Source organism: Pseudomonas sp. BC42 (genome assembly GCF_021560055.1).
Classification (GTDB): domain Bacteria; phylum Pseudomonadota; class Gammaproteobacteria; order Pseudomonadales; family Pseudomonadaceae; genus Aquipseudomonas.
Genome location: NZ_CP091067.1, coordinates 3,213,636 through 3,226,880, shown reverse-complemented (window position 1 = coordinate 3,226,880; position 13,245 = coordinate 3,213,636). Strand labels below are relative to the sequence as shown.

Below are 13,245 nucleotides of genomic sequence, written 5' to 3'. Positions count from 1 at the left end.
CGATGAGTACCGACGACAAACGCATTCGTGAATTCGCCTATCAGATCTGGGAATCGGAAGGCAAACCCCAGGGCCAGGAAGCCCGGCACTGGGACATGGCGCGCAAGCTGGCCGAAGCCGAAGCCCTGGCGCCGCCGCCCCCGGCCAAGGTCGCCAAGCCCAGGACCCGCACCGCCGCCGCCAAGCCCAAGGCCAAGCCGGCCGCCGCCGTGGTCCTGCCTCCGGGCGAGAAGCCGGCGCCGAAGAAACCCCGGGCCCCGCGCAAGCCGCCCGCCCACTGACGCCCTTCCCCACCCGTTGATCACCGCCGACCCGTGGCGCGTCATGGCGCCACAAGGGTTTGTCTCGCCCGGAAAAAACCGGAGCAACACGGGTATCAGCACTTGTCATCAGACCTGCAGGAGCAACCATGAGCCGATCCAAGCAGACTCCCGAGCACGAACCCTCGCGCATCCGTGAAGGCCTGCCCTTCCCGCTGGGCGCCACCTGGGATGGCCTGGGCGTCAACTTCGCGCTGTTCTCGGCCAACGCCACCCGGGTCGAACTGTGCCTGTTCGACGCCACCGGTGAAGTGGAACTGGAGCGCATCGAACTGCCGGAATACACCGACGAGATCTTCCACGGCTACCTGCCCGATGCCCACCCCGGGCTGATCTACGGCTACCGGGTGTACGGCCCCTACGACCCGGCCAACGGCCACCGCTTCAACCCCAACAAACTGCTGATCGACCCCTATGCCAAGCAACTGGTGGGGGAACTGAAATGGTCCGAGGCGCTGTTCGGCTACACCATCGGCCACCCGGATGCCGACCTGAGCTTCGATGAGCGTGACAGCGCGCCCTTCGTGCCCAAGTGCAAGGTCATCGATCCGGCCCACACCTGGGGCCACGACCAGCAGATCAAAGTGCCCTGGGACAAGACGGTCATCTACGAGACCCACGTGCGCGGCTTCACCATGCGCCATCCCGCGGTGCCGGAAAACCTACGGGGCAGCTTTGCCGGGCTGATGGTCGACGACGTGCTGGAGCACATTCGCAAGCTGGGGGTGTCGTCGGTGGAGCTGTTGCCGATCCACGCCTTCGTCAACGATCAGCACCTGCTGCACAAGGGCATGACCAATTACTGGGGCTACAACAGCATCGCCTTCTTCGCCCCGGACCCGCGCTACCTGGCCAGCGGCAAGATCGCCGAATTCAAGGAAATGGTCGCGCACCTGCACGAAGCCGGACTGGAGGTGCTGCTGGACGTGGTCTACAACCACACCGCCGAAGGCAATGAACAAGGCCCTACCCTGTCCATGCGCGGCATCGACAACGCCTCCTACTACCGCCTGATGCCCGACGACAAGCGCTTCTACATCAACGATTCCGGCACCGGCAACACCCTGGACCTGAGTCATCCCTGCGTGCTGCAGATGGTCACCGACTCCCTGCGCTACTGGGCCACGGAAATGCACGTGGACGGTTTCCGCTTCGACCTGGCGACCATCCTCGGCCGCTACCACGATGGTTTCGACGAGCGCCACAGCTTCCTCGTGGCCTGCCGCCAGGACCCGGTGCTGCGCCAGGTGAAGCTGATCGCCGAACCCTGGGACTGCGGCCCCGGCGGCTACCAGGTGGGGCGCTTTCCGCCGGGCTGGGTGGAATGGAACGACCGTTTCCGCGATACCGTGCGGGCCTTCTGGAAAGGCGACGACGGCCAGTTGGCGGACTTCGCCGGGCGCATGACCGCCTCCGGCGAGATGTTCAACCAGCGCGGCCGGCGGCCCTATGCGTCGGTCAACTTCGTCACCGCCCACGACGGCTTCACCCTGCGCGACCTGGTGTCCTACAACGACAAGCACAACCAGGCCAACGACGAGAACAACCAGGACGGCAGCGACAACAACCTGTCCTGGAACCATGGCGTCGAAGGCCCCACCGACGACCCCGAGATCAACGCCCTGCGCCTGCGCCAGATGCGCAACTTCTTCGCCACCCTGCTGCTGGCCCAGGGCACGCCGATGCTGGTGGCCGGCGACGAATTCGCCCGCACCCAGCACGGCAACAACAACGCCTACTGCCAGGACAGCGAGATCGGCTGGGTCAACTGGGAGCTGGACGCCGACGGCAAGGCGCTGCTCAAGTTCGTCAAGCGCCTGATCAAGCTGCGCCTGAACTACCCGATCCTGCGGCGTGGGCGCTTCCTGGTCGGCAGCTACAACGAGGACCTCGGGGTCAAGGACGTCACCTGGCTGGCCCCGGACGGCAACGAGATGAGCACCGAACAATGGCAAGACCCCCACGGCCGTTGCCTGGGCATGCTGCTGGACGGCCGCGCCCAGGAAACCGGGATCCTGCGCCCCGGGGCCGACGCCACGGTGCTGCTGGTGGTCAATGCCCATCACGACATCGTCAATTTCCGCCTGCCCGAGGTGCCGGCCGGCGAGTTCTGGAGCTGCATGCTCGACACCAACCAGCCGGCGGTGCGCGGCCAGGAGCGTTTCGCCTTCGGCCACAGCTACTCGGTGACCGGACGTTCGCTGCTGCTGTTCGAGTTGCAGCATGAGGAAGAAGACTGAAATGGACCTGCAAGCCTTCCTGCGCCATTACCCCGACCTGGGGCACGCCGATGCCCCGGCGCTGGGCCTGTGCCTGGAGGCTCTGGTGGCCGCCGGCCTGGATCGCCTGCCGCGGCCGGCGGGCGGGGCCACCCTGCAGCGTTGGCAGGCCCTGGCCCGGATCGCCGGACATGACCTGGGCCTGTGCAAGCTCTACGAGGGACACACCGATGCCCTGGCGATCATGCAAGAGCTGGACTGCACCGTCGCCCCCGGCACCACCTGGGGCACCTGGGCCGCCGAACCGCCCCGGGCCCGGGTTCAGGCCGACGCCGACGGCCCGCACTGCCGCTTGCGCGGGACCAAGGCCTGGTGCTCGGGAGCCGCGGTGCTCAGCCATGCCCTGCTCACCGCCTGGGACAGCGCGGGGCGCCAGCGCCTGGTGGCGGTGGCCCTGGACCAGCCCGGGGTGCAGGTCGAGCGCGGCGGCTGGCAGGCGGTGGGCATGGCCAATACCGACAGCCGGCAGGTGCGGTTCGACCAGGCACGGGGCCATTGGGTCGGCGGGCCGGACGACTACCTGCAGCGCCCGGGTTTCTGGCAGGGCGCCATAGGCATCGCCGCCTGCTGGCTGGGCGCGGCCCAGGCCATCGCCCTGCCGCTGCGCGAACACTGCGCCAAGCGCGACGAGCCCCACGCCCAGGCGCATCTGGGGGCGGTGGACAGCGCCCTGCATCAGGCCGCCTGCGTCCTGCGCCACAGTGCCCGGCAGCTGGACCAGGCCCCCGACGCCGATTGCCAACTGCTGGCCCGGCGCACCCGGGCCGTGACCGAAGCCAGCGTCGACAGCCTGCTGCGGCATGTCGGTCGGGCCCTGGGCGCGGGCCCCTACTGCCTGGACCGGCACTTCGCCCGGCTGCTGGCCGACCTGCCGGTGTTTATCCGCCAGAGCCATGCCGAACGCGACCTGGCCCAGCTCGGCCAACAGCTGGCCGGCGAAGCCGCTGCGGGGGACCAGGGAGGATGGTACCTGTGAAAGCCAATCCGATTGTCGGCCGCGGCACTTCACTGAAGGCCTGGCAGGCCTCCTCGCACCTGCGGGCGATGGCCTGCGTGGATATCCAGACCCTGGTTGCGCCCGGTTCGCGGGCGGTGATCGTGGCCCCGCACCCGGACGACGAAATCCTCGGCTGCGGTGGCCTCCTGCAATTGCTGGCGGCCGCGGGACGGGAACTGTTGCTGATTTCGGTCACCGATGGCAGCGCCAGCCATCCCGGCTCACCGCGCTGGCCCATCGAGCGCCTGAGCCTGGTGCGGCCCCAGGAGTCCGCCGAAGGCCTGCGCCGCCTGGACCTGCCACTGGCGCGGATCACATGGCTGCGCGGCGGCTTCGAGGACAGCCGCGTGGCCCGGGACGAAGCGGCCCTGGCGCGCTACATCCAGGCGCGCCTGCGGCCGGACGATGTGCTGTTCAGCACCTGGTGCGAGGACGGCCATTGCGACCACGAGGCCGTGGGCCGGGCCAGCGCCCTGGCCCCCCGGGCCGCGGGTGCGCGCCTCAGGGAGCTACCCATCTGGGGCTGGCACTGGGCCGATCCCGAGGGCCGCCAGTTGCCCTGGGAGCGCGCCCGCAAGGTGCTGCTCAGCCCCGCCCAGGTGGCACGCAAGCGTCACGCCATCCAGGCCTTCGCCAGCCAGTTGGAAGGCGACCCGGACATTGGCCTGGCACCGGTACTGGCGCCACACATCATCGAGCGTCTGCTGCAACCCTTCGAGGTGGTATTCCTATGAGCGTCGACAGTCACTATTTCGAAGGGCTGTTCGCCCGGGACCAGGATCCCTGGGCCTTTCGCCGACGCTGGTACGAACAGCGCAAGCGCGCCATCACCCTGGCCAGCCTGCCGCGGCGCCATTACCGGAGCATTTTCGAACCCGGATGCGCCAACGGCGAACTCAGCGCCGAACTGGCGACCCGCTGCGACAGCCTGCTGTGCTGCGACACCGCACAGACTGCGGTCGGCCTGGCCCGGCAACGCCTGCGTTCGATGCCCCAGGCCCGGGTGGAATGCGCGCGCCTGCCCGAGGACTGGCCCGACGGCCCCTTCGAGCTGATTGTCATCAGCGAGCTTGGCTACTACCTGGACCCCGGGGATCTGGCGCGCCTGGTGACGCGGGCCCTGGACTCCCTGGCCGCCGACGGTCAGTTGCTGGCCTGTCATTGGCGTCCGCCCATCGCCGGCTGTCCCCTGGAGGGCGGGCAAGTGCATGCAATGCTCCACCGGCAGTTGCAGCTGCCACGCCTGCTGGAACATCAGGATGCGGATTTTCTCCTCGACCTCTGGGGCCGCGACGCGGATTCGGTCGCGACCCTGGAGGGCCTGCGATGATCGGTGTGGTGATTCCCGCCCATAACGAAGAGCAACTGCTGGCCGACTGCCTGCAATGTGCCCTGACAGCCGCCAGCCACCCCGAGCTGAAGGAGGACGTGCTGATCCTGGTGGTGCTCGACAGCTGTTCCGACCGCTCCCTGAGCATCGCCCGCCAGTACGCCGTCCAGCACCTGCAATTGCAGGTGCGCAATGTCGGACGGGCGCGCGCCGCCGGCGCGCAATGGCTGCTGCAGGCCGGGGCACGCTGGCTGTCGTGCACCGACGCCGACAGCCGGGTGCCCGCGGACTGGCTGGTGGCCCAGCTGGCCCAGGGCACCGACGCCGTCTGCGGCACGGTCACCGTCGACAGCTGGAGCGAAGGCTTCGCGCCCCAGGCCCAGGCCCGCTACCACGATGCCTACCAGAGCGCCGATGAGCATCGGCATGTCCATGGCGCCAACCTGGGCATCAGCGCCGCGGCCTATGTTCGCGCCGGCGGTTTCGAAGCCCTGGCGTGTCACGAGGACGTGCAACTGGTGCGACAGCTGCAGCGCAGCGGCGCCAGCATCGCCTGGAGCCGGCACCCGCAGGTGATTACCAGCGGGCGCCTGGACAGCCGGGCCCGGGGCGGCTTTGGCGATTACCTGCAAAGCCTGGTCGAACCTTGAAGGGCGAGGAAGTAGCGCACGACTTTCGTCTTGTGGCCTCCCCGGGGAAGCAATTGCCGTCTACCCTGTGACAGGGTTCGTAATGCTCGAACAAAGCTTGGTCCGCCCCTGCGTGGAGGGTTCCAGGCTGTGTATGATGAGCCCCGCATCGCGGCGCCCCAAAGGGATGGAGCGCCGGTACTTCACGCTGAGGCGGATGCCGGAATCAGCGTGCGGACAAACCCAGGGGCGCGGCTCGACGGTGGTTCCACCGCCCAGGCCGCGACCCGACAAACAGGGACGTGACACCTCATGAAAGCCATACCCGCAGTAGACAACAGCTGGTCCAGCCAGATATGGAACTCCGCCCGCCGACTGGCCGAGGTCCCGGCCATCAACCTGGCCAGCCTGGTTCCGCCAGGCTCACGGGCGGTGATCGTCGCCCCCCACCCCGGTGACGAGGTGGTCGCCAGCGGCGGACTGCTGCAAGTGCTGGCCCACCACGGCCACCCTTTGCAGTTGATCTCCATCAGCGACGGCAGTGCCAGCCACCCGGGCTCGGAACGCTGGCCCAAGCGCCGCCTCAGCGTGTTCCGCCCCCAGGAAAGCGCCGAGGCCCTGCGTCGCCTGGGCTTGCCGCTGCACAGCCTGAAGTGGATTCGCGGCGGCTTTGCCGACAACGCCCTGAGCGAGCGCGAGCAGCAACTGGTGCCCTTCATCAGCCGCTACCTGCGCGACAGCGACGTGGTGTTCAGCACCTGGCGCGCCGACGGCAACCTCGATCACGAAGCGGTGGGCCGGGCGACGGCCAAGGCGACGGCCCTGGTGGGCGCACGCTTCTACGAAATTCCGCTGTGGGCCTGGCACTGGCCGTCGCGGGAGGAGCATCAGATCCCCTGGCAGCGGGCCCGCAAGCTGCGCCTGGACACCTGGACCGTGGCCCGCAAGCGGCATGCCGCCCACGCCTATGCCAGCCAGCTGCAGGGCGAGCCGGAGATCGGCCTGGAGCCGGCGCTGTCTCCGGTGCTGCTGGAGCGCTTGCGCCTGCCCTACGAGATCATCCTGATGTAGACCGGGGCCGATGCACATTCAGCTGAACGCGAGCGCCTGCCGTCAGTCCCATCAGTAACCGCCACGGAAACACAGGAGCCCGCGTGAGCATCGATTGCCCCCCTCAGCCCGACCCACCAGGCATCCGCCGCCTGCGGGTGCTGACCGTCAATACTCACAAGGGCTTCACCGCCCTCAACCGGCGCTTCATTCTTCCGGAGCTGCGCGAGGCGGTACGCAGCACCCGGGCCGATCTGGTGTTTCTCCAGGAAGTGCTGGGGGAGCATGAGCGCCACGCCTCACGCCTGAACAACTGGCCCGAGCAGTCGCAATACGAATTTCTCGCCGACAGCATGTGGAGCGATTACGCCTACGGGCGCAATGCGGTGTACCCCGACGGCCATCACGGCAACGCCCTGCTGTCGAAGTTTCCCATCCGCCAGTACCGCAACCTTGATGTCTCCATCACCGGTCCCGAACGCCGGGGCCTGCTGCACTGCGTACTGGATGTGCCGGGCCACGCCGAAGTGCACGCCATCTGCGTGCACCTGAGCCTGCTGGAGAGCCATCGGCAACAGCAACTGGCCCTGCTGTGCCAGTTGCTCGAATCCCTGCCCGCCGAGGCGCCGGTGATCATCGCCGGCGACTTCAACGACTGGCAGATGCACGGCAATGTCACCCTGGGGCGACGGGACGACCTGCACGAAGCCTTCGAGCGCCATCACGGCCGCCCGGCCAAGACCTACCCGGCCCGCTGGCCGTTGCTGCGCCTGGACCGCATCTACCTGCGCAACGCCAGCAGCCATCGACCGCAGATTCTCGGCAACAAACCCTGGACCCACCTCTCCGACCACCTGCCCCTGGCGGTGGAAGTGCACCTCTAGCCGAGGCTCGCTGCCCGGCCCGCCAGGGGTGCGCGGGCAACCGCCGCAGGTGCGGGCCGGCCAGCGACGGCGTGCACCGTGGCCGCACCGGGCGCCGCGCACGGTTCGCCGGCAAGCCGGCTTCTACGGGGCATCGCCACGGTCAGGGCGCAGCACCAGGACCGCCAGGGGCGGCAGGTTGAGCACCAGGGACAGGGCCTGGCCATGGCTGCCCTGCTCTTGGCTGAACGCCTCGCCGCCGTTGCCGTAGTTGGAGCCGGCATACAGCTGCGAATCGCTGTTGAGCAGTTCGCTCCAGCGCCCGGCCAGGGGCACGCCGACCCGGTAGGCCTGGCGCGGCACCGGGGTGAAGTTGGCCACCACCAGCAACGGCTCGCCGCTGCGGCTCCAGCGCAACCAGGCGTACACGCTGTTGATCGCGTCATCGCCGATCAGCCATTGGAAGCCCTGGGGCACGTCGTCCTGGTCATGCAGTGCCGGGTACTGGCGATACAGCTGGTTGAGGTCCGTCACCAGCTTTTGCACCCCGCGGTGCTCGGGGTATTGCAGCAGGTACCAGTCCAGTTGCTGATCGTGGTTCCACTCGCGCCACTGGCCGAACTCGCAGCCCATGAACAGCAGCTTCTTGCCCGGATGGGTCCACATGAAGCTCAGGTAGGCCCGCAGGTTGGCGAACTTCTGCCAGCGGTCGCCGGGCATCTTGTCGATCAGCGAATGCTTGCCGTGCACCACCTCGTCGTGGGAGATCGGCAGGATGAAGCGTTCGGACCAGGCATACACCAGGCCGAAACTCAGCTCGTTGTGGTGATGGGCGCGGTACACCGGGTCCTGCTGGATGTAATGCAGCGAGTCGTGCATCCAGCCCATGTTCCATTTGTAGGCAAAGCCCAGGCCGCCCTGGTCGGTGGGCCGGCTGACCCCGGGCCAGGCCGTGGACTCTTCGGCGATCACCAGGGCCCCTGGCGCTTCCAGGGCCACCACGTCGTTGAGGTGGCGCAGAAAATCGATGGCTTCCAGGTTCTCGCGACCGCCATGGCGGTTGGGCACCCACTCCCCGGCCTTGCGCGAATAGTCGCGGTAGAGCATCGAGGCCACGGCGTCCACCCGCAGGCCATCGACGTGGAAATGCTTGAGCCAGTGCAGCGCCGAAGCCAGCATGAAACCGTGCACTTCGCTGCGCCCGAGGTTGTAGATCAGGGTGTCCCAGTCCTGATGGAAGCCTTCCAGGGGATTGCCGTATTCATACAGCGCGGTGCCGTCAAATTGCGCCAGGCCGTGGGCATCGGTGGGAAAATGCGCCGGCACCCAATCGAGGATCACCCCGAGCTGCGCCCGGTGGCAGGCGTCGACAAAGGCAGCGAAATCCCGCGGGCTGCCATAGCGGGCGCTGGGGGCGAACTGCGACAACGGCTGGTAGCCCCAGGAGCCGCCAAAGGGATGCTCCATGATCGGCATCAGTTCGATATGGGTGAACCCCAGGTCCTTGACGTAGGGAATCAGGCGCTCGGCCAGCTCGGCCCAGCTGTACTGGCGGGCCACCTCCCCCAGGTCGTCCACCTCGCACTGCCAGGAGCCGGCGTGCAGCTCGTAGATCGACAGTGCCGCGTCGGGCCGCTGCAGCTGGCTGCGTTGCGCCATCCACGACTGGTCCTGCCAGTCGAAATCCAGCGGTTCGGCGACCCGCGAGGCGGTCTCCGGCGGCAGTTGCGTGGCCAGGGCCATGGGATCGGCCTTGAGCGGCAGGATGCCCTGGGCCCCGAGAATCTCGTACTTGTAGGCCTCGCCGGCCTGCAGCCGCGGGATGAACAGCTCCCAGACCCCGGAAGGATGGCGCAGGCGCATCGGATGGCGGCGCCCGTCCCAGATATTGAAGTCCCCCACCACCGAGACGCGCCGGGCATTGGGCGCCCAGACCGCGAAGCGCACCCCGGCGACGCCGTCCACGCACATCACCTGGGCGCCCAGGCATGCACTCAGATCGCGGTGATTGCCTTCGGCGAACAGGTACAGGTCCATCTCCCCCAGCAACGGGCCGAAGCTGTAGGGGTCTTCGCTGACCTGCTCGCCTCCGGCCCACTGCACCCGCAGCAGATAGGCCCGGCACTCGTCGAAATGCCCGACAAACAGCCCCGGCGCCTCGGCGGCCTGCAGGCTGCCCAGGACCTGCTGCTGGTCCCGGTCCAGCACTTGCACGCTCAGTGCCCCGGGCACAAAGGCGCGGATGAACTGACCGCCCACGCCGTCGCCGTGGGGGCCGAGAATGGCGAACGGGTCCTGATGTTCCGCCCGTACCAGGGCTTCGATGGCCTTGGCCGAGGGCAGCAATGCCGCTGTGGGCTTTCCCTGTTCCTTGTTCGAGACACTCATGACTGCTCTCCACCACGCTCAAGTTCGGAAAAAGCTTGCAGCTCACTCAACAGCCCGACCAGGCCGTGCAAGGGCACGTGGAGCCAGGTGGGCCGGTTTTGCGCTTCATAGGCCAACTCATAGGCGGCCTTCTCCAGGCTGAACAGGGCCAGGGCGGCATCCGCGGCGCCGGGCTCCTGCCAGCCATGGGCAAGCGTAGCCGTCGCCAGCCGATACGCCTGGACAAAGGCCTGCCGGGCCTGGTCGAGGTAACGCCGCAGCACCCGCTCCCGCGCCGCCGCGGCCGCCGGCGAGCCATCGACCACCGGCGCCTCGCGGGCCATGGCCGCGGCATAGTCGAAGGAGCGCAACACCCCGCTGACGTCCTTGTACGGGCTGTGCTTGCCCCGGCGCTCGGCCAGGGACCGCGCCGGCTCGCCCTCGAAGTCGATCAGGTAGGCGTCGCCCTTGACCACCAGCACCTGGCCCAGGTGCAGATCGCCGTGGACCCGGATGCGCAGGCCGCCCACCAGCTGTTTGGCCAGCTGCTGGATATGACCGAGGATCTGCGCCTTGTGCTGCAACAATCGACTCACCCACTGCCGGTCCCGGGTGCTCAGTGCACCTTGATGCTGCTTGAGCACCTGCAACCCTCGTTCCACTTGCCCGGCCACCTGCCGATTCCAGGCCTGGGTGTCCTTGAGCGTGCTCACTTGTGGTGCAAAGTCCGGGCCGCTGCCCGGGGCCGCCAGCAACAGGTGCATTTCCCCCAGGCGCCGGCCCAGCAGCCCGGCAAACTCCCGCAGTTCGCCAAGGGCGTTGTAATGCTGCTCCTGCTCGGACATGGCATCCGCCAGCTCATCGTGGATGGCCCGCTGCAGGGTGTTCTGCGTCCACTCCCAGGCGTCGCCCTGATTGCTCAGGTAGCCCTGGGCGATCATCAGCAGGTGGTCCTCGCCCTGGGCATCGCAACGCAGCACCGCACCCAGCAGGGGCGAGATATGGGCAAAGCCCGCGGCCGTGAGGAAGGCGCCCATTTCCAGCTCCGGATGCACGCCGGCGGACACCCGGCGCAGCAGCTTGAGCACCAGGCTGCCGCCCACCACCACCGAACTGTTGGACTGCTCCGCCGACAGGTAGCGCACCTCGGACTCGGCCCCCAGGCCCAGCCCGTCCAGGGCCGGGCTGCCCTCGAAACGGATCGACCCGGCCTCGCTCTGCAGCCGGGTGCGGGCCTGCAGGGCCTGGAGCACGTCGCGCACGAAACTGTCGAGGGCGAAGGCATCGGTGATCAGGCCCACCTGGCGCCCGCGGCGCACCCGGGCCATGGCCAGTTGCTGGGGCAAGGCACTGCCGAACTGCTCTTCACCGAGCAGGCCGAAGGGCAACTGATAGCGCTCGGACTGGCCGTCGCCGCTGACCTCGATCTCGCTGAGCAGCACCGGATGCCGAGGGTCGCCAAAGCGCACGGCGTAGGCGATGCGCAGTGCTTGCGGGGCGCTGTCCTTGCCGGCAAACCAGCGGCGCTTGGGCAGCCAGAGGGGCAGCACTTCGTGCTCCAGGGTGGTGCGCGCCGGGGCTTCGAGCAATTCTTCGAGGCGCTTTTTCAGGACCAGGGTGCAGAAGTCCGGCAGGCTCTGGGCCGGCTCCACGTGCCAGCTGGGCATCTGCTGCTCGGCGGCCAGGACGAACCAGTAGAAACCGTAGGGCGCCAGGGTCAGCAGAAAGTGCAATTGGCCGATGGGCGGAAAGGCATTGCCGCCAAGCATTTCCACCGGGACCCTGCCGGCGAACGCCGACAGGTCCAGCTCCGCGGCCTGGGCACTGCGCGAGACGTTGGCCACGCACAGGATGATTTCCTGATGGCCGTCGGCGTCGGTGTATTCCCGGGTGTAGGCCAGGATCCGCCGGTTGCTCGGCGACAGCATCTTCAGGCTGCCACGGCCAAAGGCCTTGGACTGCTTGCGCACCGCCAGCATGCGCCGGGTCCAGTTGAGCAGGGAGTGAGGATCGCCGGACTGAGTCTCGACATTGACCGACTGATAGCCATACAGCGGGTCCATGATCGGCGGCAGCACCAGGCTGGCCGGGTCGGCCCGGGAGAAGCCGCCATTGCGGTCGATGGACCACTGCATCGGCGTGCGCACGCCGTCGCGGTCCCCCAGGTAGATGTTGTCGCCCATGCCGATCTCGTCGCCGTAATACAGGGTCGGAGTGCCGGGCATCGACAGCAGCAGGCTGTTGAGCAGCTCGATGCGCCGCCGGTCGCGCTCCATCAGCGGCGCCAGGCGCCGGCGGATGCCCAGGTTGATCCGCGCCCGGCGGTCGGCGGCGTAGTAGTTCCACAGGTAGTCGCGCTCCTTGTCGGTGACCATCTCCAGGGTCAGCTCATCGTGGTTGCGCAGGAAGATCGCCCATTGGCAGTGGGCCGGGATCTCCGGGGTCTGGCGCAGGATATCGGTGATCGGGAAGCGGTCTTCCTGGGCCAGGGCCATGTACATGCGTGGCATCAGCGGGAAGTGAAAGGCCATGTGGCACTCGTCGCCGTCGGTGCCGTTGACGGCCTGCCCGAAGTACAGCTGGGTGTCTTCCGGCCATTGGTTGGCCTCGGCCAGGAGCATGCGGTCCGGGTAGTGGGCATCGATCTCGGCGCGAATGCGCTTGAGCACGTCGTGGGTTTCGGGAAGGTTTTCGTTGTGAGTGCCATCGCGCTCGATCAGGTAGGGAATGGCGTCCAGGCGCAGGCCGTCGATGCCCATGTCCAGCCAGTAGCGCATGACCGAGAGCACCGCCTTCATCACCTGGGGGTTGTCGAAGTTGAGGTCCGGCTGGTGGGAATAGAAGCGGTGCCAGAAGTACTGGCCGGCCACCGGGTCCCAGGTCCAGTTGGACTTCTCGGTGTCGAGAAAGATGATCCGGGTGCCGGCGTACTTCTGGTCGTCGTCGGACCACACGTAGAAATTGCGCGCCGCCGAACCGGACCTGGCCTTGCGCGCCCGCTGGAACCAGGGGTGCTGGTCCGAGGTGTGGTTGATCACCAGTTCGGTGATCACCCGCAGCTCGCGCTTATGGGCCTCGGCGATAAAGCGCCGCACGTCGGCCAGGGTGCCGTAGTCGGGGCTGACCCCGCGGTATTCGGCGATGTCGTAGCCGTCGTCGCTCCGTGGCGAGGGGTAGAACGGCAACAGCCAGAGGGTGTTGACCCCCAGGTCCTTGATGTAGTCGAGCTTGGCGATCAGCCCGGGAAAGTCGCCGATTCCATCGTTGTTGGAATCGAAAAAGGACTTCACATGCACCTGGTAGATCACCGCGTCCTTGTACCAGAGCGGGTCCTTGATAAAGGTCGCGGTGCGGGGTTTCTTGGCCATGTCGGACTCCTTGAAAAAATGAATGAGCGCCGACGCACCTGC

10 protein-coding genes are annotated in these 13,245 nt (G+C 67.6%); 8 read left to right on the top strand and 2 right to left on the bottom strand.

What is annotated here, in order from left to right; genetic code table 11:
* The first annotated feature begins 2 nt into the window (after window positions 1–2).
* The 8 genes from L1O02_RS14855 to L1O02_RS14820 all read left to right on the top strand — a co-directional run bounded on the left by L1O02_RS14855 (window position 3) and on the right by L1O02_RS14820 (window position 7,489).
* Window positions 3–281, top strand: a complete 279-nt coding sequence (locus L1O02_RS14855) for a DUF2934 domain-containing protein (RefSeq protein ID WP_060843678.1) — start codon at window positions 3–5, stop codon at window positions 279–281.
* Between the two features lie 128 nt (window positions 282–409).
* Entirely contained in the window at window positions 410–2,560 is a 2,151-nt protein-coding gene (gene glgX, locus L1O02_RS14850; RefSeq protein ID WP_108543906.1) for a glycogen debranching protein GlgX, read from the top strand.
* 1 nt (window position 2,561) lies between these two features.
* Window positions 2,562–3,575, top strand: coding sequence for an acyl-CoA dehydrogenase family protein (locus L1O02_RS14845; protein WP_108543908.1), 1,014 nt, complete (start codon window positions 2,562–2,564; stop codon window positions 3,573–3,575).
* On the top strand, window positions 3,572–4,330 hold the full coding sequence (locus L1O02_RS14840) for a PIG-L family deacetylase (protein ID WP_235760169.1): 759 nt from the start codon (window positions 3,572–3,574) through the stop codon (window positions 4,328–4,330). The genes L1O02_RS14845 and L1O02_RS14840 overlap by 4 nt, the downstream gene beginning before the upstream one ends.
* Complete coding sequence (locus L1O02_RS14835; RefSeq protein ID WP_108543910.1) at window positions 4,327–4,926, top strand: class I SAM-dependent methyltransferase; 600 nt, start codon at window positions 4,327–4,329, stop codon at window positions 4,924–4,926. The genes L1O02_RS14840 and L1O02_RS14835 overlap by 4 nt, the downstream gene beginning before the upstream one ends.
* Window positions 4,923–5,576: a glycosyltransferase gene (locus tag L1O02_RS14830; RefSeq protein ID WP_108543912.1), complete on the top strand. Its 654-nt coding sequence runs from the start codon at window positions 4,923–4,925 to the stop codon at window positions 5,574–5,576. Before L1O02_RS14835 ends, L1O02_RS14830 begins: the two co-directional genes overlap by 4 nt.
* Window positions 5,577–5,867: 291 nt before the next feature.
* Window positions 5,868–6,626, top strand: coding sequence for a PIG-L family deacetylase (locus L1O02_RS14825; protein WP_060843683.1), 759 nt, complete (start codon window positions 5,868–5,870; stop codon window positions 6,624–6,626).
* An 83-nt stretch (window positions 6,627–6,709) separates the two neighbouring features.
* The gene (locus L1O02_RS14820; RefSeq protein ID WP_235760168.1) at window positions 6,710–7,489 is read left to right on the top strand and encodes an endonuclease/exonuclease/phosphatase family protein; all 780 of its coding nucleotides are present in this window, start codon (window positions 6,710–6,712) and stop codon (window positions 7,487–7,489) included.
* Window positions 7,490–7,612: 123 nt separating this feature from the next.
* On the opposite strand, the gene glgB is transcribed toward L1O02_RS14820, so the two are convergent.
* On the bottom strand, window positions 7,613–9,856 hold the full coding sequence (glgB, locus tag L1O02_RS14815; RefSeq protein WP_235760167.1) for a 1,4-alpha-glucan branching protein GlgB: 2,244 nt from the start codon (window positions 9,854–9,856) through the stop codon (window positions 7,613–7,615).
* Window positions 9,853–13,203 carry a maltose alpha-D-glucosyltransferase gene (gene treS / locus L1O02_RS14810; protein WP_235760166.1) on the bottom strand — a complete coding sequence of 1,117 codons (3,351 nt, stop codon included), beginning with the start codon at window positions 13,201–13,203 and terminating at the stop codon, window positions 9,853–9,855. The genes glgB and treS overlap by 4 nt, the downstream gene beginning before the upstream one ends.
* Window positions 13,204–13,245 lie beyond the last annotated feature (42 nt).